23 protein-coding genes are annotated in these 23,307 nt (G+C 73.1%); 13 read left to right on the top strand and 10 right to left on the bottom strand.

Features of this window, described 5'->3' with window-relative positions; translation table 11 throughout:
• Positions 1-99 precede the first annotated feature (99 nt).
• Positions 100-816 carry a hypothetical protein gene (locus tag L7N97_RS13555; RefSeq protein WP_237478876.1) on the top strand — a complete coding sequence of 239 codons (717 nt, stop codon included), beginning with the start codon at positions 100-102 and terminating at the stop codon, positions 814-816.
• On the top strand, positions 813-1,322 hold the full coding sequence (locus tag L7N97_RS13550; RefSeq protein ID WP_237478875.1) for a hypothetical protein: 510 nt from the start codon (positions 813-815) through the stop codon (positions 1,320-1,322). Before L7N97_RS13555 ends, L7N97_RS13550 begins: the two co-directional genes overlap by 4 nt.
• Positions 1,323-1,419: 97 nt before the next feature.
• On the opposite strand, the gene L7N97_RS13545 is transcribed toward L7N97_RS13550, so the two are convergent.
• Entirely contained in the window at positions 1,420-2,181 is a 762-nt protein-coding gene (locus L7N97_RS13545) for an ABC transporter ATP-binding protein (protein ID WP_237478873.1), read from the bottom strand.
• 137 nt (positions 2,182-2,318) lie between these two features.
• Here L7N97_RS13545 and L7N97_RS13540 point away from each other — a divergent pair, with 137 nt between their 5' ends.
• Positions 2,319-3,704 (top strand): ActS/PrrB/RegB family redox-sensitive histidine kinase, encoded by a 1,386-nt coding sequence (locus L7N97_RS13540; RefSeq protein ID WP_237478871.1) that lies wholly within the window; start codon positions 2,319-2,321, stop codon positions 3,702-3,704.
• 137 nt (positions 3,705-3,841) lie between these two features.
• Positions 3,842-4,411 carry an ActR/PrrA/RegA family redox response regulator transcription factor gene (locus L7N97_RS13535; RefSeq protein WP_237478870.1) on the top strand — a complete coding sequence of 190 codons (570 nt, stop codon included), beginning with the start codon at positions 3,842-3,844 and terminating at the stop codon, positions 4,409-4,411.
• Between the two features lie 13 nt (positions 4,412-4,424).
• On the opposite strand, the gene L7N97_RS13530 is transcribed toward L7N97_RS13535, so the two are convergent.
• From L7N97_RS13530 to L7N97_RS13520, 3 genes are read right to left on the bottom strand one after another with little or no spacing between them, the layout of a single operon-like run.
• Positions 4,425-5,072, bottom strand: coding sequence for an alpha/beta hydrolase (locus L7N97_RS13530; RefSeq protein ID WP_237478869.1), 648 nt, complete (start codon positions 5,070-5,072; stop codon positions 4,425-4,427).
• Positions 5,073-5,090: 18 nt separating this feature from the next.
• Positions 5,091-5,468, bottom strand: coding sequence for a DUF5615 family PIN-like protein (locus tag L7N97_RS13525; RefSeq protein WP_237478868.1), 378 nt, complete (start codon positions 5,466-5,468; stop codon positions 5,091-5,093).
• Positions 5,465-5,746, bottom strand: a complete 282-nt coding sequence (locus L7N97_RS13520; RefSeq protein ID WP_237478866.1) for a DUF433 domain-containing protein — start codon at positions 5,744-5,746, stop codon at positions 5,465-5,467. Before L7N97_RS13520 ends, L7N97_RS13525 begins: the two co-directional genes overlap by 4 nt.
• 130 nt (positions 5,747-5,876) lie before the next feature.
• Between L7N97_RS13520 and L7N97_RS13515 the strand changes: the two genes are divergently transcribed.
• The 9 genes from L7N97_RS13515 to L7N97_RS13475 all read left to right on the top strand — a co-directional run bounded on the left by L7N97_RS13515 (position 5,877) and on the right by L7N97_RS13475 (position 16,637).
• Entirely contained in the window at positions 5,877-7,091 is a 1,215-nt protein-coding gene (locus L7N97_RS13515; protein ID WP_237478865.1) for a lytic murein transglycosylase, read from the top strand.
• 218 nt (positions 7,092-7,309) lie between these two features.
• Entirely contained in the window at positions 7,310-8,551 is a 1,242-nt protein-coding gene (locus tag L7N97_RS13510) for an aromatic ring-hydroxylating oxygenase subunit alpha (protein WP_237478863.1), read from the top strand.
• Positions 8,548-9,636 (top strand): FAD-binding oxidoreductase, encoded by a 1,089-nt coding sequence (locus L7N97_RS13505; RefSeq protein ID WP_237478861.1) that lies wholly within the window; start codon positions 8,548-8,550, stop codon positions 9,634-9,636. The genes L7N97_RS13510 and L7N97_RS13505 overlap by 4 nt, the downstream gene beginning before the upstream one ends.
• Before the next feature lie 122 nt (positions 9,637-9,758).
• Positions 9,759-10,943, top strand: a complete 1,185-nt coding sequence (gene fdhA / locus L7N97_RS13500; RefSeq protein ID WP_237478860.1) for a formaldehyde dehydrogenase, glutathione-independent — start codon at positions 9,759-9,761, stop codon at positions 10,941-10,943.
• Positions 10,944-11,025: 82 nt separating this feature from the next.
• Positions 11,026-11,511 carry a formate dehydrogenase subunit gamma gene (locus L7N97_RS13495; RefSeq protein WP_237478858.1) on the top strand — a complete coding sequence of 162 codons (486 nt, stop codon included), beginning with the start codon at positions 11,026-11,028 and terminating at the stop codon, positions 11,509-11,511.
• Positions 11,508-13,049 carry a formate dehydrogenase beta subunit gene (locus L7N97_RS13490; protein WP_237478856.1) on the top strand — a complete coding sequence of 514 codons (1,542 nt, stop codon included), beginning with the start codon at positions 11,508-11,510 and terminating at the stop codon, positions 13,047-13,049. Before L7N97_RS13495 ends, L7N97_RS13490 begins: the two co-directional genes overlap by 4 nt.
• 26 nt (positions 13,050-13,075) lie before the next feature.
• Complete coding sequence (fdhF, locus tag L7N97_RS13485; protein ID WP_237478855.1) at positions 13,076-15,919, top strand: formate dehydrogenase subunit alpha; 2,844 nt, start codon at positions 13,076-13,078, stop codon at positions 15,917-15,919.
• Positions 15,916-16,212 carry a formate dehydrogenase subunit delta gene (locus L7N97_RS13480; protein WP_237478853.1) on the top strand — a complete coding sequence of 99 codons (297 nt, stop codon included), beginning with the start codon at positions 15,916-15,918 and terminating at the stop codon, positions 16,210-16,212. Before fdhF ends, L7N97_RS13480 begins: the two co-directional genes overlap by 4 nt.
• Before the next feature lie 266 nt (positions 16,213-16,478).
• The gene (locus L7N97_RS13475; RefSeq protein ID WP_237478852.1) at positions 16,479-16,637 is read left to right on the top strand and encodes a DUF1127 domain-containing protein; all 159 of its coding nucleotides are present in this window, start codon (positions 16,479-16,481) and stop codon (positions 16,635-16,637) included.
• Positions 16,638-16,721: 84 nt separating this feature from the next.
• Here the strand turns inward: L7N97_RS13475 and L7N97_RS13470 are convergent, their stop codons facing one another.
• The 6 genes from L7N97_RS13470 to L7N97_RS13445 form a co-directional block, all read right to left on the bottom strand.
• Positions 16,722-18,416 carry an electron transfer flavoprotein-ubiquinone oxidoreductase gene (locus L7N97_RS13470; RefSeq protein ID WP_237478851.1) on the bottom strand — a complete coding sequence of 565 codons (1,695 nt, stop codon included), beginning with the start codon at positions 18,414-18,416 and terminating at the stop codon, positions 16,722-16,724.
• Positions 18,417-18,585: 169 nt separating this feature from the next.
• Positions 18,586-19,413: a substrate-binding periplasmic protein gene (locus L7N97_RS13465; RefSeq protein ID WP_237478849.1), complete on the bottom strand. Its 828-nt coding sequence runs from the start codon at positions 19,411-19,413 to the stop codon at positions 18,586-18,588.
• 34 nt (positions 19,414-19,447) lie between these two features.
• On the bottom strand, positions 19,448-20,107 hold the full coding sequence (locus L7N97_RS13460; protein ID WP_237478847.1) for an amino acid ABC transporter permease: 660 nt from the start codon (positions 20,105-20,107) through the stop codon (positions 19,448-19,450).
• Positions 20,104-20,748, bottom strand: coding sequence for an amino acid ABC transporter permease (locus L7N97_RS13455; RefSeq protein WP_237478846.1), 645 nt, complete (start codon positions 20,746-20,748; stop codon positions 20,104-20,106). Before L7N97_RS13455 ends, L7N97_RS13460 begins: the two co-directional genes overlap by 4 nt.
• Positions 20,745-21,485 (bottom strand): amino acid ABC transporter ATP-binding protein, encoded by a 741-nt coding sequence (locus L7N97_RS13450; RefSeq protein WP_237482224.1) that lies wholly within the window; start codon positions 21,483-21,485, stop codon positions 20,745-20,747. The genes L7N97_RS13455 and L7N97_RS13450 overlap by 4 nt, the downstream gene beginning before the upstream one ends.
• A 406-nt stretch (positions 21,486-21,891) precedes the next feature.
• Positions 21,892-23,286 carry an L-serine ammonia-lyase gene (locus L7N97_RS13445; RefSeq protein ID WP_237478844.1) on the bottom strand — a complete coding sequence of 465 codons (1,395 nt, stop codon included), beginning with the start codon at positions 23,284-23,286 and terminating at the stop codon, positions 21,892-21,894.
• Positions 23,287-23,307 lie beyond the last annotated feature (21 nt).

Below are 23,307 nucleotides of genomic sequence, written 5' to 3'. Positions count from 1 at the left end.
AACGCGGGACGGGACGGCGTCGATCCCGCCTTGCGCGGCGGAACGCGATCAGGTGTCATGACCCGCGCGCCGGGACCCCCTCGGGCGGGGATGCGTTGCATGAGTTCCATGGCCGACCACGGCGAGTTCCGCTTCCAGATCGACGGCGCGGGCGCCGAGCCGCTCCCCATGGCGCGGCTCGCCGACGTGCTGCGCGATCTCGCCGCGGTGTTCGGCGAGCGCGGCGCCGTGCGCTTCACGGGCGCCGAAGCCGGCGCGGCCGTGCCGCTGATCCGCGTCGAGCGCGGCGCGCTGCCCGCCGTGCGCGAGCGCCTCGCCGCGGTCGGGCGCGGGACCGGCCCGGCCGACGCCATGCGGGCCTTCAACGCGCTCGACGAGCGGCTGGGACAGGCCGGCCTCACCGCGACCCTGTCCGACGGGGCGGGCGAGGCGGTGCTGCGCTTTTCCGGCCGCGGCGACGCCGACGCGCTGCAGATCCGCCAGGACGGCAGCATCGACGGCGAGGTCGTGCGCGTCGGCGGCCAGAGCGAGGAGGCGCGCATCCTGCTCCGCTCCGGCGACGCGGTGCTGGCCGACATCACGGCCTCGCGCGAGCTCGCCAAGGAGCTGGCGCGCCACCTCTACGAGCCGGTGCGCCTGCACGGGCCGGGGCGCTGGACGCGGCTCAGCGGCGGCCAGTGGGTGCTCGACGGCCTCAAGGTCGAGCGCTTCGACGTGCTGGCCGACGCGCCCCTGCCCGACGCGCTCCGGGCGCTCCACGCCCTCCAGGACCGCTGGGACGGGCCGGGCGCCCGGCGCGCCGGGGAAGCCGCGTGAAGGTCGTCCTCGACGCCGAATTCCTGCTGCTCCTGCTCCGGCCGGACCACGCGGTGCCGCGCGACCCCGCCACGGGCGACGAGGTCCCGGCCTGGCGCGCCCGGCTCGGCGAACTCGTGGCGCGCCTGGAGGAGGAGCGCAGCAGCGTCGTGATCCCGACGCCGGTGCTGGCGGCCCTGCTGCTGCGCGCCGGCCGCGCCACCGACGCCGTGCTGCGCCGCATCGAGGCGCGCCGCGCCTTCCAGGTCCAGCCCTTCGACCTGCGCGCCGCCGTGGAGGCCGCCGCCATGGCGTGGGACGGCGGCGAGGCCGAGGCCGCCACGGGCGCGGCCGAGCGCGCCCGCCAGGTCGTCGCCATCGCTCGGGTGAACGGTGCCGCGCGGATCTACAGCGACGATGCCGAGGTGGGCGCGCTCGGCCGCCGACACGGTCTCGACGTCGTCGGCCTCGCCGCGCTGCCCCTGCCCGCGCAGGGCAAGCTCGACCTCGGCGAGCCGGCGGGGTGAGGGCGCGACGCACGGGGGTGTGAGGACCGGTCGAGCGCCCGTCTCCCCTCGCGGGGGAAGGGTGCCGAACCCGACGCTCCGGGCGCCGCGGGCCCGATCAGCGCTCCCCCGCCCCGCCCGTCCCCCGCGCCACGTCGAGGAACACCTCCTCCAGCGTGTCGCGGTTGAAGCGCGCCTTCAGCGCGTCCGCCGTGCCGTCGGCGTGGATGCGCCCCGCCTTCATCACCACCACGCGGTCGCACAGGCGCTCGACCTCGGCCATGTTGTGGGACGCGAGCAGGATGGTGGTGCCGCGCGCGCGCCGGTCCGCCTCGATGAGGCCGCGCACCCAGTCGGCGGTGTCGGGGTCGAGCGAGGCGGTGGGCTCGTCGAGCAGCAGCACGTCGGGGCTGTTCAAGAGCGCCTTGGCCAGCGCCACGCGCGTCTTCTGCCCGGCCGACAGGGCGCCGGCGGGCCGGTCCATGAAGCCGTCGAGCGACAGCTGCGCGCCCAGCGCTGCCACGCGGGCGCGGCGGTCGCGCAGCCCGTAGAGCCGGGCGAACACGTCGAGGTTCTGCCGCACGGTGAGCCGGTGCGGCATGTCCACGTAGGGGCTCTCGAAGTTCATGCGGCCGAGCACGCGGTGGCGCTCCGTCGCCATGTCGGCGCCGAGCACCCGCGCCTGCCCGCTCGTCGGCAGGATCAGCCCCATGATCATGCCGATCGTGGTGGTCTTGCCGGCGCCGTTGCCGCCGAGCAGCCCGCAGACGGCCCCCCGCGGGATCTCCAGCGTCAGCCCGTCCACGGCCGCGTGGCCGCCGTAGCGCTTGGTGAGGTCGCGGAGCGCGATGGCGGGCTCGGCCGTCGATTCAGCATGCATGAGCGCGGCTATAGACGTTTCGCCGCGCCGCATCGAACCTTCCGCCCCCCGGGCAAAACCGCGCGGGGCCGCCCGGGCGCCGGCGGGGCCGCTATAAGGGCCTCCCCTTGATCCGGCGAGGACATTTCCCCCGAACCATGCCCAACATGATCGACATCGACCTCGGACGGCCGGCGCGGCGGCTCCGCGTCAACACGCTGTCGCGCCTGCGCTGGCTCGCCCTGACGGGCCAGGCCGGGGCCGTGCTGTTCACCCATTTCGCGCTGGGCTTCCCGCTGCCGCTGATGGCCTGCCTCGGCGTGATCGCCCTGTCCGTGGTCTGCAACACCTGGCTCAGGTTCCACTATCCCCTCACCCATCGCCTGAACGACCGCGCCGCCACGGCGCTGCTGGCCTACGACCTCCTGCAGCTGTCCGCCCTGCTCTACCTCACGGGCGGGCTCGAAAACCCCTTCTCCATGCTGTTCCTGGCGCCGGTGATGATCTCGGCGGCGTCGCTGCCGCCCTCGCGCACCGTGCTGCTCGGCGGCCTCGCCGTGGTGGCGGCGACCTTCCTGGTGCGATGGCACGAGCCCCTGCCCTGGCACCCCGGCGAGGAGATGCGCCTGCCGGTGCTGTTCTCCGCCGGCATCTGGTGCGCGGTGGTGATGGGGGTGGGCTTCATCGGCGTCTACGCGTCGCGCGTGGCCGAGGAAGCGCGCCAGCTGTCGGACGCGCTGGCCGCCACCGAGCTCGTGCTGGCGCGCGAGCAGCACCTGACGCAGCTCGACGGGCTCGCCGCGGCCGCCGCCCACGAGCTCGGCACGCCGCTCGCCACCATCACGCTGGTGGTGCGCGAGATGCTGGGGCTGGTGGCCAAGGCGGGCGCGACGATCGACGTGGCCCAGATCGCCGACGACATCCGCCTGCTCGACCAGGAAGCGCAGCGCTGCCGCGCCATCCTGGGCAAGCTGACCTCGCTCGGCACCGAGGACGCCGGGCCGCTCGGCGAGATGACGCTGAGCCACCTCGTCGAGGACGTGGCCGGGCCGCAGCGCAACTTCGACGTGGCCGTGACGGTGACGCCGATCGGCTTCGACGAGGAGCCCGTCTGCGCCCGCAACCCCGCGATCCTGTACGGCCTCGGCAACCTCGTCGAGAACGCCGTCGATTTCGCCCGCCACCGCGTGCAGATCGATGCCCATTGGACGCCCGACATCGTGTCCGTGACGGTGCGCGACGACGGGCCGGGCTTCGCGGCCGAGATCCTGTCGAAGCTCGGCGAGCCCTACGTCACGACGCGCCGGGCCGGGGGCCGGGCCAAGTCGGCGACCGACTCGGGCCTGGGCCTCGGGCTGTTCATCGCCAAGACGCTGCTGGAGCGCTCGGGCGCGCTGGTGGCGACATCCAACGCTTCCGCCCCCGAGACCGGCGCCGTGGTGACGGTGACCTGGCCGCGCGACGTGTTCGAGCGCGGCCTCGCGCGCGCGAAGCCGAACGGGCCCAAGCGGCAGAAAGGCCCTCGTGCCCCTGGTTTGTTCTGACCGCGGACCCATCTAGGCTGAACCGGCGTTCATCGCCGACACGCCTGGCCCGCCCGACGCGACGGGCCCCTGCTCCCGCGGGAGGGGGGCGCCGCCCGCGTCCCGCCCGAGGCCTCACCAGCACGGGACACACGCGCATGAGCCTGCAACCCACCTCCGCCGACGCCGCCCAGGTCCTGCACGGGGATGGCTCGCTGCTCATCGTCGACGACGACAAGCCCTTCCTGACCCGCCTCACCCGCGCCATGGCGAGCCGCGGCTTCCAGGTCGAGGCGGCGGAGTCCGTCGCCGAGGGCCTCAGCGCCATCGAGAAGAGCCCGCCCGCCTACGCCGTGATCGACATGCGCCTCGCCGACGGCAACGGCCTCGACGTCATGTCGGAGCTGAAGAACAAGCGCCCCGACGCGCGCGCCATCATCCTCACCGGCTACGGCAACATCGTCACGGCCGTCACCGCGGTGAAGCTCGGCGCCTTCGACTACCTCGCCAAGCCGGCCGACGCCGACGAGATCTACGGCGCCCTGATGGCGCTGCGCCACGACAAGGCCGAGGTGCCCGAGAACCCGATGTCGGCCGACCGGGTCCGCTGGGAGCACATCCAGCGCATCTACGAGCTGTGCGGCCGCAACGTGTCGGAGACGGCCCGCCGCCTCAACATGCACCGCCGCACGCTGCAGCGCATCCTCGCCAAGCGCGCCCCGCGCTGAGCGGGGTCGCCCCTCACGCGCCGAAGGACCCGTCGCGCAGGAACCGCAGCGCGGCGGCGATCGCCTCCGGATGCGAGGCGAGCCGCGTGTGCGACGTGTGGATCACCCGGTGGTCGGCCATGCCGGCCAGCCGCGTGCTCGCCACCGTCACCTTGCCGTCGTTCGGCCCCGGCAGCAGCAGCGCCGCGGCGAACGGGTTGAGCGGCCGGTCCCCGGCCAGGATGCCGAGCTCGTAGTCGACTGCGCCGAGCGCGGCCTTCAGCTCAACCGTCTGCCCCGTGACGAGTTGCTGCCCCGCCGGCCCGAAGACGAGGCGGTAGGGCGGCCAGCCGCGCAGGAAGTCCGCGACCTCGCTGCCGTTGTTGGGCGTTCCCAGCATCACGGTGCGGCCGAGCCGCGCCGGGCGGTGGCGGGCGAGGTAGACGCGCGCCAGCAGGCCGCCCATGGAATGCGCCGCGACGTGCAGCGCCCCCTCGGTCGCCGCCGCGAAGCGCGACACCGCGGGGTGGATCGCCTCGGCGAGGTCGGCCAGCGGCAGGCGGCGGCTGCGGTAGTCGAGGTTCAGCACGGGATAGCCGGCCGCCTCGAGGGCGCGCTGCAGCGCGCGCATCGACGCCGAGGTGCGCGCTATGCCGTGGAGCAGGAGGACGGCGTCCGCCATCTGTCGCGTGATCCTCCTTTACGGCAGGGGCTCGATCGTGATCCGCCCATCGCCGTCGATGGTCAGCACGGCATTGACCATGAGGTCGGCGGCCCGCACGTCGTCCTGGGCGGTGAGGCAGGCGACGACCTCGCCCATGAGCCGGCGTGCTTCGACCCGCGCGACCGACGGCAGCACGATGATGCCGGGATGGACGTCCACCCGCGCCGCGAGGTCGCGGAAGTCGTCCGCATTCTCGGTGACGACGATGCGGTCTTCGTGAATCGCGCGGGCGAAGATCGTGTGGTCCGCCTCACCGAGCCGCCCGAGATCTCGCGGGTGGACGGCGTCGTATCCGAGGTCGTGGAGGTCGCGGACCAGGGACGGCGAGATGCACTCGTCGATGAAGAACCTCACACGTCCCGCCGCGCGCCACCGCGGATGGGGCGGGCCGCGGCGGCTCCGTCGTCGTAGGCGATCGCCGCCTCGAAGGCTTCCCGCGTCACCTCGGGATAGTCCGCCATCAGGTCGACGAGGCTGTCGCCGCCGGCGACGCGCCCCTTCACGGAGGCCACCGTGATCCGCGTGCCCCGGATGACCGGACGCCCGCCCATGAGTCCTTCGACGCGGGCGATGAGGTCGGGGGCCGCCGGCCCGACGGCGGCTTCGGAAGGCTGCATGAAAGCGGAAACCATCGTGTCTCCTGATGGCCAGGCGGTCGCCGGCGAGGTAGGACCGCCTCGCCCGGCATCGGCGCACCGCTTCGCAGCATCGCACGCGGAGCGCCCCGGTCCAAGGCCGGGCGCGATCGCGGGAGGATCGACGATGCAATGGCCGCCGATGATGGCCCGCGCTCTGTCCGGGCCGGCGCTGACCCTGCTCCTGGCGCTTCCCGCGGCCGCCGAGCCCGCGCCGCAGCCCCCCTCCCCGGCCGCGCTCGCCGCCTTCGTGGCGTCGCTGAGGCCCGCCGCTGCGGCGCGCGGCGTCACCCCGGCCACCTTCGACGCGGCCTTCGCCGGGGTCGCGCCCGATCCGGCCGTCGCGGCCCTGACGCGGCGCCAGGCCGAGCTCAACAAGCCGACCGGCGCCTACCTCGCCGCGGCGGTGACGCCGGCGCGCGTCGCGGAAGGGCGGGCGCTGCTGGCGAAGTACAGCGACGACCTCGCCGCGATCGAGCGTCGCTTCGGCGTGCCGGGCCCGATCCTGGTCGCGATCTGGGGGCTGGAAACCAACTACGGCGCCGCGCCGGGCGCCAAGGACGTGATCCGCTCCATGGCGACGCTGGGCGCCATGGGCTACCGCGCCGATCTCTACCGGGACGAGCTGCTGGCGGCGCTGGACATCCTGCAGCGCGGGGAAGCGCCGCGCGACGCGCTGCGCGGCTCCTGGGCGGGCGCCATGGGCCAGCCGCAGTTCATGCCGTCGAGCTTCCTGAAATACGCGGTCGACTGGCACGGCGACGGCCGCCGCGACATCTGGGGCGACGCGCCGGACGCGCTGGCCTCCATCGCCGACTTCCTGCACGAGCAGGGCTGGACGCCGGGCCAGCCCTGGGGCTTCGAGGTGCGGCTGCCGGACGATTTCGACCTCGGCGCCGCGTCGCGCGCGCCCTTCCCGGCTTGGGCGGCGCGGGGCGTCGTGCGCGCCGACGGGGACGCCCTGCCGGGGGACGGGACCGGCATCCTGTATTTCCCGGCCGGCTCGCCCGGCCCGGCCTTCCTGGTGACGACGAACTTCTCCGTCATCAAGACCTACAACTCGTCGGACAGCTACGTGCTGGCGGTCGGCACCCTGGCGGACCGGATGGCGGGCGGCCCGCCGGTCGCGGCCGCCTGGCCCACCGCGGCGCCGATCGGCCGCGACGACCGGATCGCGCTGCAGGCGCGCCTCGCCGCGCTCGGCCTGCCGGTCGACGACCGCACCGGGCGCATCAGCCTCACCCTGCGGGACGCGATCCGCGAGGCGCAGAAGCGGGTCGGCCTCGTGCCGGACGGCAACCCGACCGCGGCGCTGGTGCGCGCGCTGGAGCGGGGAGGCTGAGCCGCCGGCGGCGACCATCGCGTCGGTGGCCCGCCTGAGCTGCACCGCTCCAGGGGGTGCGACGGTGCCGGTCCCCCGATCGCGTGGCCGCCCGACGTCGGCGCGAGGGGCGATGTCGCCTCCGGTGGGGTCGCTGCCGCTTCCCTGCAAGTCGGGCGCCCCCCGCCGTGGCACCTGTTCCGCACAGTCCCTGCTCGGTCAGAGGACAGGAGGACGAGATGGAATCCTTGAAGAAGCTCCTCCGCGATCGCATCCCCATGCACAGCCTGGCGCGGGAATTCTACACGTCCCAGGACGTGTTCGACGCCGACATGAAGTTCATCTTCGGGCAGCACTGGATCTGCGCCGGCGTCGAGGCCGACGTGCCGGATGCGGGCGACGTCGTGACGGTCGAGTTCGGCGACACCTCCGTGCTGATCGTGCGCGACGACGACATGGAGGTCCGCGCCTTCCACAACGTGTGCCGCCATCGCGGCGCCCGCCTGGTGCCCGAAGGCAAGTCCAACGTCGGGAATCTGGTGTGCCGCTACCACGCCTGGGCCTACGACCTGACCGGCAGCCTCGTCCACGCCGACCACATGGCGGCCGACTTCGACCCCAAGTGCCGGAGCCTGAAGCCCGTCCACCTGCGGTCTGTCGGGGGGCTCCTGTTCATCTGCCTGGCCGAGCAGCCGCCGGCGGACGTCGACACCCTGTCCGCGGTGATGACGCCCTACCTGGCGCCGCACGACCTCGCCAACGCCAAGGTGGCCCACACGGTCGACCTTATCGAGGAGGGGAACTGGAAGCTCACCATGGAGAACAACCGCGAGTGCTACCACTGCGGCGCCAACCATCCCGAGCTCACCACCTCGCTGTTCGCCTACGGCTTCGGCTTCGCGCCGGAGAACATGGACGAGGACGAGCGAGCCGAGCTCGAGCGCTATGACACGATGGTGCTTGAGCGGCAGACCGCGTGGGAGGCGGCCGGCCTGCCCTCGCGCAACGTCGAGCGGCTCAACGACGTGACCGGCTTCCGCTGCGAGCGCCTGCCCATCGACCGCCACGGCGAAAGCCAGACCCTCGACACCCGGGCGGCCTGCGCCAAGCCGCTCGGCCAGCTCAAGGACGCGCGCTCCGGCGGCCTGTCCTTCTGGACGCAGCCCAACAGCTGGCACCACTTCATGGCCGACCACATCGTGGTCTTCATGGCGCTGCCGCTGTCCCCGGAGCGGACGCTGGTGCGCACCAAGTGGCTGGTCCACCGGGACGCGGTCGAGGGCGTCGACTACGACGTCGACCGCCTCACGGCCGTGTGGACGGCCACCAACCGCCAGGACGCCGACCTCGTCGAGATGACCCAGAAGGGGGTCAAGAGCACGGCCTACGAGCCCGGCCCCTACTCGCCCTACACCGAGGAGCTCGTCGAGAAGTTCCAGACCTGGTACGTGAGCCGCCTCAAGGCGGGGCTGGACGCGTGAGCGACCTCCCTCCCCCGACCTGGAACCCCGGCGAACACGAGGCCCTCGTGTGCCGGGCCGTGCGGCGCGAAACCGCCGACGTGTCCACCTTCGTGCTGTCGGCGCCCGCGCCGCGGCGCTTCGCCTACCGGGCGGGCCAGTTCATCACGATCGAGGTGACGGCCGGCGGCGCCACCTACAACCGGTGCTACACGCTGTCCTCGACGCCCACGCGCCCCGACCTCGTGTCCATCACGGTCAAGCGCGTGCCCGGCGGCCCGGTCTCGAACTGGCTGCACGACAACCTGCGCCCCGGCATGCCGCTCCCCGCCACGGGGCCGATGGGCGAGTTCGTGCGCGAGGCCGCGCCCGCGCCCAAGCTCCTCTACCTGACGGCGGGCAGCGGCATCACGCCCCTGATGTCGATGGCGCGGGCGACCCTCGACGAGGCCGCCGAGGCCGACATCGTGTTCTTCCACAGCGCGCGCACGCCGGCCGACATCGTGTTCCGGGCGGAGCTCGACTATTTCGGCCGCCTGAACCGCGGGGTCCGCACCGTCGCGGTCTGCGAGGCGGACGGCGGCGAGGCCTGGTCCGGGCCCCGCGGCCGCCTGACCCTGGAGATCCTCGCCGAGGCCTGCCCGGACTTCCGCGAGCGCGCGGCCTTCACCTGCGGCCCCAACGGCTACATGGCCGGCGTGCGGGCCATGCTGGAGGGGGCGGGCTTCCCCATGGCCCGCTACCACCAGGAAAGCTTCTCCTTCGAGACGCTCGCGAAGGACGAGCCCGCGGTCGCCGAGGCCGTCGAGGCGGCGGAGCCCATCGCGGCGCCCGCGCCCGCGGCGGGGTTCCGCGTCCACTTCAGCAAGAGCGGCATGACGGTCGACTGCGCGGCCGACGACACCGTGCTGTCGGCCGCCCGCAAGGGCGGCATGCGCCTGCCGTCGAGCTGCCGGCAGGGCGTGTGCGGGACCTGCAAGAGCAAGCTCGTGTCGGGCACCGTCGACATGAAGGCGGCCGGCGGCATCCGGCCGCGCGAGGTCAGCCAGGGCCTGGTCCTGCTCTGCTGCTCCCGCCCGACGAGCGACCTCGTCGTCGACCGCTGAGGCGGCCCGGCGCGGGATCGACGCCGCCAGCGATGTTTCGCCAATACGGGTCGCAAGGAGGACAGGCCCGCGCCCCGGAGCGGTCCATGCTTCGCGCATAAACAAAGCGGGGGGGGGATGTCATGGGCGACAATCGCGGCGTCGTGTATCTGGGCCGGGACAAGGTCGAGGTGCAGTCGATCGACGATCCCAAGATGGAAACGCCCGACGGGCGGCTGATCACCCACGCGGCCATCCTCAAGGTCGTGTCCACCAACATCTGCGGGTCGGACCAGCACATGGTGCGCGGGCGCACCACGGCGCAGCAAGGCCTCGTGCTCGGGCACGAGATCACCGGCGAGGTCATCGAGGTCGGCGCCGACGTCGAGATGGTGGCCAAGGGCGACCTCGTGTCCGTGCCCTTCAACGTCGCCTGCGGGCGCTGCCAGTGCTGCCGCGAGCAGAACACGGGCGTGTGCCTGACGGTGAACCCGGCGCGGCCGGGCGGCGCCTACGGCTACGTCGACATGGGCGGCTGGATCGGCGGGCAGGCCCGCTACGTCATGATCCCCTACGCGGACTTCAACCTGCTGCGCTTCCCCGACAAGGCGCAGGCGATGAGCAAGATCCGCGACCTGACCATGCTCAGCGACATCCTGCCGACGGGCTTCCACGGCGCCGTCACGGCCAAGGTGGGCGTCGGCTCCACGGTCTACGTCGCGGGCGCCGGGCCGGTGGGCCTCGCGGCCGCCGCCTCCGCGCGCATCCTCGGCGCCGCGGTGGTGATGATCGGCGACTTCAACGCCGACCGGCTCGCGCATGCCGCCAAGGTGGGCTTCACGCCGGTGGACCTGTCCAAGCACGACAGGCTCGGCGAGATGGTCGAAGCGGTGGTCGGGCGGCCGGAGGTCGACAGCTTCATCGACTGCGTGGGCTTCGAGGCGCGCGGCCACGCGGGCGGCGAGCAGCCGGCCGTGGTGCTGAACCAGGCCATGGCGCTGACGCGGGCCGCCGGCTCCATCGGCATCCCCGGCCTCTACGTCACCGAGGACCCCGGCGCCGTCGAGGAAGGCGCGAGGACTGGCAACCTGTCGCTGCGCTTCGGCCAGGGCTGGGCGAAGAGCCAGTCCTTCCACACCGGCCAGACCCCGACGCTGCGCTACAACCGCCAGCTCATGCAGGCGATCCTGCACGACCGGCTGCCGATCGCGGAGGTCGTCAACGCCACCGTGATCCCGCTGGAGCAGGCCGCGGAGGGCTACAAGTCCTTCGACGACGGGGCCGCCAAGAAGTTCGTGCTGGACCCCCACGGCCTGCTGGCGGCCTGACGCGGCGCCCGGCCGCTCCCCCGGCCGGGCCCTCCCCCTACGCCGCGGCGCCACCCGACGCCCCAGGATGAGACCCGCCACCATGTCGCTCGCGCCCCCGCCGCATCGCCCCTGGGACCCCGCCGAGGCCGAGGCCGTGGTGGCCGGCCACGCGGGCCTCGATGGGGCCGCCCTGCCGATGCTGCACGCCCTGCAGGAGCGCTTCGGCCACGTGCCCGAGGCGGCGGTGCCGATCGTCGCCGAGGCGCTCAACCTGTCGCGGGCCGAGGTGCACGGGGTGGTGACCTTCTACCACGACTTCCGCCGCTCGCCCCCCGGCCGGCACACCGTCAAGCTGTGCCGCGCCGAGGCCTGCCAGGCCACCGGCGCCGTCGCGCTGGCCGAGCACGCCATGCGGCGCCTCGGCGTCGGCTGGCACGGCACCACCGCGGACGGCGCCGTGACGCTGGAGCCGGTCTTCTGCCTCGGCCTCTGCGCGAGCGGCCCCGCGGCGCTGGTCGACGGCGAGCCCGCGGCCTTCCCGGACGCCGCCGCGCTCGACGCCGCGCTGGCGGAGCTGCGCGCGTGACCCGCCTCTTCGTGCCGGCCGACTCGCAGGCCGCCGCGCTCGGCGCCGACCGCGTCGCCCTCGCCCTCGCCGCGGCCTGCCCCGGGGCCGAGATCGTCAGGACGGGCTCGCGCGGCCTGTTCCACCTGGAGCCGATGGTGGAGGTCGAGGCGGGCGGCGCGCGCGTCGCCTACGGCCCCGTGCGGGCCGCCGACGTGCCGGGCCTCATCGCGGCCGGCCTGATGGACGGCGCTCCCCACCCGCTGCGGCTCGGCGCGCCCGCCGCCATCCCGGCCCTCGCCCGGCAGGACCGGCTCACCTTCGGCCGCTGCGGCGCGGTCGACCCCGCCTCGCCGGAGGACTACGCCGGTCACGGCGGCTGGGCCGGCCTCGCCCGCGCGCTGGAGCTGGGCGGCACCGCCGTGGTCGACGCCGTGAAGCTGTCGGGCCTGCGCGGCCGCGGCGGCGCAGGGTTCCCGACCGGCATCAAGTGGAACACGGTGCTGCTCGCCGAGGCGGACCGGAAATACGTGGTCTGCAACGCCGACGAGGGCGACAGCGGCACCTTCGCGGACCGCATGCTGATGGAGGGCGACCCCTTCCAGCTGATCGAGGGCATGGCCATCGCGGGCGTCTCTGTGGGCGCGACGCGGGGCTACGTCTACGTCCGCTCCGAATATCCCCGCGCGGTCGCGGCGCTCCGGCGCGCGGTCGCGGCGGCCGAGCGCAGCGGGCACCTCGGGCCCTCGGTGATGGGCTCGGGGCACGCCTTCACGATCGAGGTGCGGGTCGGCGCCGGCGCCTACATCTGCGGCGAGGAGACGGCGCTGCTCGACAGCCTGGAAGGCCGCCGCGGCACCGTGCGGGCCAAGCCGCCGCTGCCGGCGCTGGAGGGCCTGTTCGGCCGCCCCACGGTCGTCAACAACGTCCTGTCCTTCGCGGCCGTGCCCTTCGTCCTGGCCCAAGGTCCGGAAGCCTACGCGGCCTACGGCACGGGCCGCTCGCGCGGCACGCTGCCCGTGCAGCTCGCCGGCAACGTGCGGCGCGGCGGCCTCTATGAACTGCCCTTCGGCGTCACGATCCGCGAGGTCGTCGAGGACATCGGCGGCGGCACGCGGTCGGGGCGCCCGGTGCGGGCCGTGCAGGTGGGCGGGCCGCTCGGCGCCTATTTCCCCGAGGCGCTGCTCGACACGCCGCTCGACTACGAGGCCATGGCGGCCGCCGGTGGGCTGCTCGGCCACGGCGGCGTGGTGGTGTTCGACGACGCCGTCGACCTCGCCGCGCAGGCGCGCTTCGCCTTCGAGTTCTGCGCCGCCGAAAGCTGCGGCAAGTGCACCCCCTGCCGCATCGGCGCGGTGCGGGGCGTCGAGCTCGTCGACCGCATCCGCGGGGGGCGGCGCGGCGCGGCGGAGTTCGCGCTGCTCGACGACCTGCTGGAGGTGATGGCGGAGGGCTCGCTCTGCGCCATGGGCGGGCTCACCCCCGTGCCCGTGCGCAGCGCCCTCGCCCACTTCCCCGAGGACTTCGCGGCGCCGCGCCTGCGCGCGGCCGCCGAATGAACCCGACCGATCGAAGGCCGACCGCCATGGCTCTGATCCGCGAACTCGACACCGGCACGCCCATCCGCGCGTCCGACCACGCCGTCACGCTGACGATCGACGGCGCGGAAGTGACGGTGCCGCGCGGCACCTCCGTCATGGCGGCCGCGGCCCTGATGGGCACGTCGGTCCCCAAGCTCTGCGCCACGGACTCGCTCGAACCCTTCGGCTCCTGCCGCCTGTGCCTCGTCGAGATCGAGGGCCGCCGCGGCACCCCGGCCTCCTGCACCACGCCCGTCGAGCCCGGCATGGTGGTCCGCACGCAGACGCCCAAGCTCGCCAGGCTCCGCCGCGGCGTGATGGAGCTCTACATCTCCGACCATCCGCTGACCTGCCTCACCTGCTCGGCCAACGGCGACTGCGAGCTGCAGACGCAGGCTGGCGCCGTGGGGCTGCGCGACGTGCGCTACGGCGAGGCCGGCGCGAGCCACCGCGCCGCCCCGACCGACGCCTCGAACCCCTATTTCACCTTCGAATCCTCGAAGTGCATCGTGTGCAACCGCTGCGTCCGCGCCTGCGCCGAGGTGCAGGGCACCTTCGCGCTGACGATCCAGGGGCGCGGCTTCGATTCGCAGGTCAGCTTCGGCGGCACGAGCGCCTTCGGCTCCGAATGCGTGAGCTGCGGCGCCTGCGTCCAGGCCTGCCCGACCGCGACGCTGAACGAGAAGTCCGTGATCGAGATGGGCGTGCCGGAGCACTCGGCCGTCACGACCTGCGCCTATTGCGGCGTCGGCTGCTCCTTCAAGGCCGAGATGAAGGGCGACGAGGTCGTCCGCATGATGCCCTACAAGGCCGGCAAGGCCAACGCGGGCCATTCCTGCGTCAAGGGCCGCTTCGCCTACGGCTACGCCACCCACCGCGACCGCGTCACGACGCCCCTGGTGCGGGAGCGCATCACCGACCCCTGGCGCGCCGTGTCCTGGGAGGAGGCGATCCGCACCGCGGCGGACCGGTTCAAGGCCATCCAGGCCCGGCACGGGCGGGACGCCGTCGGCGCCATCGCGTCCTCGCGCTGCACCAACGAGGAAGCCTACCTGGTCCAGAAGCTGGTGCGCGCCGCCTTCGGCAACAACAACGTCGACACCTGCGCGCGGGTATGCCACTCGCCCACCGGCTACGGCCTCAAGGCGACGCTGGGCACCTCGGCCGGCACGCAGGACTTCGCCTCCGTGGCCGAGGCCGAGGTGATCCTGGTGATCGGCGCCAACCCGACCGACGGCCACCCGGTCTTCGCCTCGCGCATGAAGCGCCGCATCCGCGCCGGCGCGAAGCTCGTCGTGGTCGACCCGCGCCGCATCGACCTCGTGCGCAGCCCCCACGTCGCGGCGGCCCACCACCTCCAGCTCCGGCCCGGCACCAACGTGGCGCTGCTCAACGCCATGGCGCACGTGGTCGTGACCGAGGGCCTGGTCGACGAGGGCTACGTCGCGACGCGCTGCGACGTCGCCAACTTCGAGAGCTGGGCGCGCTTCGTCGCGGGCGAGCGCCACGCCCCCGAGGCGACCGAGGGCGTCACGGGCGTGCCGGCCGCGGAGGTGCGCGCGGCGGCGCGGCTCTACGCCTCGACGCGGCGCTCGGCCATCTACTACGGGCTCGGCGTGACCGAGCACAGCCAGGGCTCGACCACCGTAATGGCCATGGCCAACCTCGCCATGGCGACCGGCAACATCGGCCACCCCGGCGCCGGGGTGAACCCGCTGCGCGGGCAGAACAACGTGCAGGGCTCCTGCGACATGGGCTCCTTCCCGCACGAGCTGCCGGGCTACCGCCACGTGTCGGACGACGCGACGCGCGACAGCTTCGCGGCCCTGTGGGGCGCCGACCTGTCGGCGGCGCCGGGGCTGCGCATCCCCAACATGCTCGACGAGGCAGTGGCGGGCCGCTTCAAGGGCCTCTACGTCCAGGGCGAGGACCCGGCCCAGTCGGACCCCGACACGCAGCACGTCACGGCCGGCCTGCGCGCCATGGACTGCGTGGTGGTGCAGGACCTGTTCCTCAACGAGACCGCCAAATACGCCCACGTGTTCCTGCCGGGCTCGTCCTTTCTGGAGAAGGACGGCACCTTCACCAACGCCGAGCGGCGCATCTCGCGCGTGCGCAAGGTGATGGCGCCGAAGAGCGGGGTCGGCGACTGGAAAGCCACGTGCCTCCTGTCCGAAGCGCTCGGCTACCCGATGAGGTACCGCCACCCGTCCGAGATCATGGACGAGATCGCGGCCCTGACGCCGACCTTCGCGGGCGTGTCCTACGACCGGCTCGACGCGCTCGGCTCGATCCAATGGCCCTGCAACGCCGAGGCGCCCGACGGCACGCCGACCATGCACGTCGACCGCTTCGTGCGCGGCCGCGGCCAGTTTATGCTGACCGACTACGTGCCGACCGAGGAGCGCACCGGCGCGCGCTTCCCCCTGATCCTCACCACGGGCCGCATCCTCAGCCAGTACAACGTCGGCGCCCAGACGCGGCGCACGGAGAACTCCGCCTGGCACGGCGAGGACCTGCTGGAGGTCCACCCCTTCGACGCGGAGCTGCGCGGGATCGTCGACGGGGACCTCGTGTCGCTGGAAAGCCGCTCGGGCGAGGTCGCGCTCCGGGCGCGGGTGACGGAGCGGATGCAGCCCGGCGTCGTCTACACGACCTTCCACCACGCCAAGACGGGCGCCAACGTGATCACCACCGACAACGCCGACTGGGCGACGGACTGCCCCGAATACAAGGTGACGGCCGTGCAGGTGCGCCGCACCAACCGCCCGTCCGACTGGCAGGCGCGCTTCGCCGAGGAGGAGGTGAGCCTCACCCGAATGGCGGCGCGGCTGGAGGCGGCCGAGTGAGCGCGGCGGATCGGGACGCCAGGCTCGTCGGGCGCGCCAACGCGGTGGCGGCCTTCTTCCGGGCCTACCCGGCCGCGGAAGGCGCGGCGGGCGTGCGCGACCACATCGACGCCTTCTGGACGCCGGCCATGCGGGACGCGCTCCGCGGCCGCGCGTCGGCGGGCGACGGCGCGGGGCTCGACCCGCTCGTGCGGGCCGCGTTCCTGGACCGCCCGCAGGCCGCGGCGCCCGGGCGCCCCGAGACGGACGGGCCGCGCGAGGCCGGCGCCATCGGGGCCAGCGACAGCGGCTGACGCCACCGCGGCGCCGGGGACCCATGCCGGAAGCGCATGAGGCCGGTTCGAACGATGAGGAAAGGATTGGCGGCCTGCGGCGCGGTTCAGCAGCCCGAGGCAGACCTGCCCAGCCGTTGGGCACAGGGGTGAACGATGTCTGAATGAGGCATGCATACGATGCATGCCAAGCCGCCGTCCGGGACGGCTATCGGACGGCCGCCGGATCGACCATCTGTCGGGCACAGCCGGCGGATGCCGGCAGGGTCCTCAGGTCCGACATCGCCATGATCATCACCCGCCTCCTCAGCCAGGTTCGCGCTTGGCACCGCAACCGCGACACCATCAACCACCTCCTGTCCCTCCCCGACGGGCGGCTGAACGACATCGGCCTTTCCCGCGGCGCCGTGATCCCGACCGTCCGGGGCGAGGCCCAGGACGCCTGATCCGGCCACGGCGCCCCGTCCCGCCGCCGAGCCGTCTGCCCGGCCGGGACGGGCGATGCGGCCGGCGGCGCGGTCGTGTCGGCCTCACATGTTGGGGTAGTTGGGTCCGCCGCCGCCCTCGGGCGGCACCCAAGTGATGTTCTGCGACGGGTCCTTGATGTCGCAGGTCTTGCAATGCACGCAGTTCCCAGCGTTGATCTGGAACCGCGGCTCGCTCTTCTTCAGCTCGTCGCCGTACACCACCTCGTACACGCCCGCCGGGCAGTAGAGCCGCGCCGGCTCGCCGTAGAGCGGCAGGTTGCGCGCGATCGGGAGCGACGGGTCCGCCAGCACGAGGTGGGCCGGCTGGTTCTCCTCGTGGTTCGTGCCCGACAGGTACACCGACGACAGCTTGTCGAAGGAGAGCACCCCGTCCGGCTTCGGGTAGGCGATCGGCTTCACCTCGTCGAGCCGCTTCAGCGTGGCGTGGTCCGGCTTGCCGTGGGAGAGCGTGCCGAAGGGCGAGCCGCCGAACAGCTGCTGGCACCACATGTCGATGCCGCCGAGCGCCACGCCGGGCATGGTCCCGAAGCGCGACCACAGCGGCTTCACGTTGCGCACCCGGCGCAGGTCCGTGCCGATCGCCGAGGACCGCCACGCCGCCTCGTAGGACGACAGCTCGTCGTTGGCCCGGCCGGCGTCGAGCGCCTCAACGGCGTGCTCGGCCGCCATCATGCCGCTCAGGATCGCGTTGTGCGAGCCCTTGATGCGCGGCACGTTGACGAAGCCCGCCGCGCAGCCCACCAGCGCGCCGCCCGGGAAGCTGAGCTTCGGCACCGACTGCCAGCCCCCTTCCGTGATGGCGCGCGCCCCGTAGGCGATGCGCCGCCCGCCCTTCAGCGTGTCGGCCATCATCGGGTGCGTCTTGAAGCGCTGGAACTCGTCGAAGGGCGACAGCGTCGGGTTCTCGTAGTTGAGGTGGACCACGAAGCCCACGCTCACGAGGTTGTCCTCCATCCCGTACATGAAGGAGCCGCCGCCCGTGCGGTTGCCGAGCGGCCAGCCGAAGGAATGCTGCACGAGGCCGGCCTTGTGCGTCTCGGCCGGCACCTCCCACAGCTCTTTCAGGCCGATGCCGTATTTCTGGGGATCGCGCCCCGCGTCGAGCGCGAAGCGGCGGATCAGCGTCTTGGCCAGCGAGCCGCGGGCGCCCTCGGCCACCAGCACGTATTTGGCGCGCAGCTCCATGCCGCGCGTGTAGCCGTCCGTCACGGCGCCGTCCCGGCCGACGCCCATGTCGCCCGAGGCGACGCCCACCACCTCGCCTCGGCTGCCGTAGAGCACCTCGACGGCCGCGAAGCCGGGGTAGATGTCGACGCCGAGCGCCTCGGCCTGCCGGCCGAGGTAGCGGGCCACGTTGGCGAGCGAGCCCACGAAGTTGCCGTGGTTGCTCATCAGCTTGGGCATCAGGGCGTTGGGCAGCCGCAGGCCTCCCGCGGGCCCGAGGACGTAGAAGCGGTCGTCGCTGACCTCGACCGTGAGCGGGCGGTCATCGTGGGTCCGCCAGTCGGGGAGGAGCGCGTCGAGGCCCGCGGGGTCAACCACGACGCCGGACAGCACGTGGCTGCCGACCTCGGCGCCCTTCTCCAGCACCACGACGGCGAGGTCGGGCCGGAGCTGCTTCAGGCGGATGGCGCTGGCGAGGCCCGCGGGCCCGGCGCCCACCACCACCACGTCGAACTCCATCGCCTCGCGCGCCGGCGCCTCGAAGCCGCCCGCCGCGCCGTCGCGCTCCGCCATGTCGGTTGTTCGCTCTTCACTGCCGTCCGGACCCCGCCCGCGGAGCGGCCGAGGCGGTTTCCCGTGCGGGGAGCGCCCCTTCGGGCGCTCCGGTCGTGTCGTTCCGAGATGGCCGGCGCCGCGCCGGCCCGGCGCTACGGCATCCCGGCCCCTTCGGCCGGATGCAGCGTCACTGCATGATGCGGGGCGCGCCGACGTCGGCGCCGGACGGATCGAGCCCGTTCTGCTTCAGCAGGTTCGCGATGGTGCCGTCGGCGTGCATCTTGGCGATGCCGTCGTCCAGGGCTTCGCCGAGCGCCTTGTTGCCCTTGGTGTAGAGCAGGCCCGACTGGGCCGGCTCGACCGAGGACTGCACGCGCGGGTCGGGCTTCGACACCAGGATCTTGATGCCCGGATAGCCGCCCTTCTTCTGGGCGTAGACGCCCGTCGCGTAGCTGTCGACGCCGACGTCGATGCGCCCCGCCGCGAGGTCCTGCGCGAGCGCGACCGGGCTCGGGTAGAGGTGCAGGTTGCTGCCGAGCAGCTTCTGCAGCTCGGGCACCCAGTTGAAGCCCGACACGGTGCCGACCTGCTTGCCGATCAGGCCCTGCACGGTGTCGATGCCGTCCTTCGAGTAGATGCCCATCTGGTCGAGGTAGGTCGGCGCCGACACGTCGAGCACCTTGGCGCGGAGCTGGGTGCGGTACCAGTCGCCGCCCGAAACGTCGGCCTTGCCGGTGAGCACGTATTGGATGGCGGCCGCGGCGTCGACCACCACCGGCGCCACGGCGAGGCAGTTCTCGGCGGCGATCTTCTTGGCGATCTCGCTGTCGATGCCGCCGATGTCGCCGCCGGACGTGCCGGTGGTGAAGGGCGGGTACTCGTAGACCGCGACGGTGAGCTTGCCCGGCGCCACGGTGGGGAAGGTGTGGGCCGGCTTGCAGTCGGCCGCGAGAGCCGCCGTCGAGAGGCTCGCGGCCGCCGCGAGGGCGAGGGCCAGGGTTCTGGTGTTGGGCATCGTCGATTCGTCCAGGGGTTGGAAGGTGGGGCCGTCAGGCGGCGTGGCGGCCGAGCCGGCGTTCCAGGCCGGCGACCAGCAGGGTCGCCGGGATGCAGATCGCCGCGTAGAGCAGGCCGGCCAGCACGAGGATCGGCATGTAGGCGAAGGTCGTGGAGCCGATCGCGTAGGCCTGGCTGACGAGCTCGGGCAGCGCGATGGCGAAGCACAGCGAGGACGCCTGCAGCATCAGGATCGCGAAGCCGAGCAGCGCCGGCAGCGCCACGCGCAGGCCCTGCGGCAGGATCACGAAGCGCAGCTCGTCGAGCCGCGTGAAGCCGATCGCGGCGGCGGCCTCCTTCTGGCCGTGCGGCACGGCTTCGAGACCGGCGCGGATGATCTCGCTCGTGTAGGCTCCGGTGCACCACGCGAAGGCGAAGCTCGCCGCCGTGAAGGAGGACAGCGACAGGCCGGCCGACGGCAGGCCGAAATAGGCGAACTGGAGCAGGATCAGCACCGGGGCGCCGCGGCCCACCTCGACCACCCCGAGGGCGAGCCAGTGCGGCAGCGGCGAGCGGGCCTGGACGCCGAGCGCCAGCAGCAGGCCCAGGGGGACGCCGAACAGCAGCCCCACGCTCGTCACCTCGACGCTGACCTTGAGCCCGTCGAGCAGCGAGGGGAGCCACTCGGCCCAGAAGGAGAGGAGGCCGATCATCGGGCCACCGCGGCGCGCATGCGCAGGTCGGCCCAGCGCGCCGCGAAGGCGATCGGCAGGCTGATGGCGATGTAGAGGGCGCCGGCGATCGCGAAGACGTCGAGCCCGTGGAAGGTGCGCTGGGACATGTGGTAGGCCTGGAAGGCGATCTCGCCGACGCCGATCGTGGAGGCCACGGCCGAGTCCTTGAGGAGGCCGATCACGTAGGTGGCGGCCGACGGCAGGGCGATGCGCAGCAGCTGCGGGCCGATCACGTCGGCGAAGCGCGAGCGGGCCGGCAGGTTCAGCACCGCCGCGGCCTCCCACTGGCCGGAATGCACGGCCGCGAGGGCGCCCCGGTAGATCTCGGCCATGTTGGCCGCGGTGATGAGCCCGAGGCCGGCGACCGCGGCCGTGAAGGGGCCGACCGGCACGTAGTCGCTGCCGATGCCGAAGAAGATCACGAACAGCCACACGATCGGCGGGATCGCGCGGAAGGTGAGGATGACGGCGCCGCCGACGAAGCGCAGCGGGGCCGAGGGCGCCATCCTCAGGCCGCAGAGCGCGAGGCCGAGCACGGCGCCGATGGCGAAGGACAGGGCCGTGAGGGCCAGCGTCCAGGGGATGCCGGCCGCGATGCCGAGGAAGATCTCGCCGGTCATCGGTCCTTCACCGCGTTGAGGAAGCGGCGGGCCCGCTCGGTCTGGGGCGCGCGCATCAGCTCGCGGCTCGGGCCCTGCTCGACGATGCGCCCGTCCGCCATGATGATCACGCGGTCCGACACGGTCTCGGCGAAGTGCATCTCGTGGGTCACGACGATCATCGTCATGCCGCCCTCGGCCAGCTCGCGCATCACGGCGAGCACTTCGAGGCCGAGCTCGGGGTCGAGCGCCGAGGTCGGCTCGTCGAACAGCATCAGCTGCGGGTCGAGCGCCAGGGCGCGCGCGATGGCGATGCGCTGCTGCTGCCCGCCCGAACAGCGGGCCGGGTACTGGTCAGCCTTGTTGGCGAGCCCCACGCGGCCGAGCAGGTCCATGGAGCGGGCGTCGGCCTCGGCGCGGCTGCGGCCGAGCACGCGCTCCTGGGCGAGCGACACGTTGCGCAGCACCGTGAGGTGCGGGAACAGGTTGAAGGACTGGAACACCATGCCGACGGCGCGGCGGAGCTGGTTCAGCTCGCGACGCGACGGGCTGTGGCCCGCCTCGATGGTCACGCCGCCGAGGGTCACGCGGCCGCTGGTCGGCGGCTCGAGCTGGTTGATGCAGCGGAGCAGGGTGCTCTTGCCCGACCCGCTCGGCCCGATGATGGCGACGACCTCGCCGGCCCGCATCGTCATGTGGATGTCGTCGAGCACGGTGATGGGCCCGAACCGCTTGCCGACGGCATCGACCTTCAACATCGGCTCGCGCGGCAGGACCGCGACCTCGGCCGCACGTATCTCGGGCTGGAGAGTCATCGCAATGCTCGCTCCCATGGCGGCCCTGTGCATCGTGGGCTCCTGTGATGCGACAAGCTAGCACAGTTTTTTCGACGCGATCAAACACTGTTTGGAATTCTTCGCGTTCAGAAGCCGTGGATATCTCTTTTTCTGCCCGGTTTTTCCGAGATCGCCGCTCCGGATTACTGAAACGGACGCCGATAGCGCGGCGGATGACGCGCCACACCGGCCACGGCTCGACGATTATTGTTGTGATTACGACGGGGCGACGTGAGATCTGCTTACGCCATGGGCGCGAGATCATCCTTTCATCGTCGGCCGGCCCTGATTGCGCTCTGGATGGGCAGTCTCGCTCCGCTCGCCGTGGTCAGCACTCCGGCAGGTTGACGGCCAGCCCGCCGAGGCTGGTTTCCTTGAACTTGTGGCTCATCTCGAGCCCGGTCTGGCGCATCGCCTCGATGCAGTTGTCGAGCGGCATGACGTGCGAGCCGTCCCCGCGGAGCGCCAGCGAGGCCGCCGCCACCGCCTTGATGGCGCCGATGCCGTTGCGCTCGATGCAGGGCACCTGCACGAGGCCCGCCACGGGGTCGCAGGTCATGCCGAGGTGGTGTTCCAGCGCGATCTCGGCCGCGTTCTCGACCTGCTCGGGCGTGCCGCCCAGCACGGCGCAGAGCCCCGCCGCCGCCATGGCGGCCGCCGAGCCGACCTCGCCCTGGCACCCCGCCTCGGCGCCCGAGATCGAGGCGTTGTGCTTGATGAGGCCGCCGACCGCGGCCGCGGTCAGCAGGAAGTCCGAGATCCGCTCGCGGCTCGCCCCGACGCAATGGTCGAGGTAGTAGCGCAGCACGGCGGGCACGACGCCGGCCGCGCCGTTGGTGGGCGCCGTGACCACCACCCCGCCGGCCGCGTTCTCCTCGTTGACCGCCAGCGCGTAGACGCTGAGCCAGTCCGAGGCGACGTGCGGCTGGGCGAGGTTGGTGCCGCGCTCGCGCTCGAGCTGCGCGCGGATGCGCCCGGCGCGCCGCTTCACCCGGAGGCCGCCGGGCAGCTCGCCCTCGCGGACGAGCCCGCGCTCGATGCAGGCGTCCATGGTCGCCCACACGCGGGCGAGGCCGGCCTCGACGGCCTCGGGCGCGCGGTCGGCGCCCTCGTTGGCGCGCTTCATGGCGGCGACCGACAGGCCGCTCGCCCGCGCCATGCGCAGCATGGCGGCCGCGGTCGCGAAGGGGTACGGCCAGCGCGACACCTCCTCGGCGGCCGCCGACACCGCGGCCGCGGGGGCGTCGCGCTCCGCCGCCGTCACGACGAAGCCGCCCCCGATCGAATAATAGGTTTCGGACAGGACGGGGTCGCCGGTCCCGTCGAGGGCCGCGAAGACGAGGCCGTTGGCGTGGCCGGGCAGCGGCGGCCCGTAGTCGAACACGATGTCGCGCGCGGGGTCGAAGCGCAGGCCCGGCAGGCCCGCCGGCGCGAGGCGGTGCGCTTCGGCGAGTTCGGCGAGCTCCCGCTCGGCCGCCGCGCCGTCGAGGTCGGCCGGCCGGTGGCCGAGCAGGCCGAGCGCCACGGCGCGGTCGGTCGCGTGGCCGCGGCCCGTGAAGGCCAGCGAGCCGTGCAGCGTGACGCGGACCGCGCGCGCCGCGGGCCCCGCCGCCGAGCCGCGCAGGAGGTCGAGGAAGTCGGCCGCCGCCGTCATCGGCCCCATGGTGTGGGACGAGGACGGGCCGACGCCGATCTTGAAGACGTCGAAGACGCTGAGGAACATGGGGGGCCCCGTTGCGAAGGG

It is taken from the genome of Lichenibacterium dinghuense (assembly GCF_021730615.1).
GTDB classification, from domain to species: domain Bacteria; phylum Pseudomonadota; class Alphaproteobacteria; order Rhizobiales; family Beijerinckiaceae; genus Lichenihabitans; species Lichenihabitans dinghuensis.
Note: the sequence above shows the minus strand (reverse complement) of the source record. Positions and strands in the feature narration are given on the sequence as shown.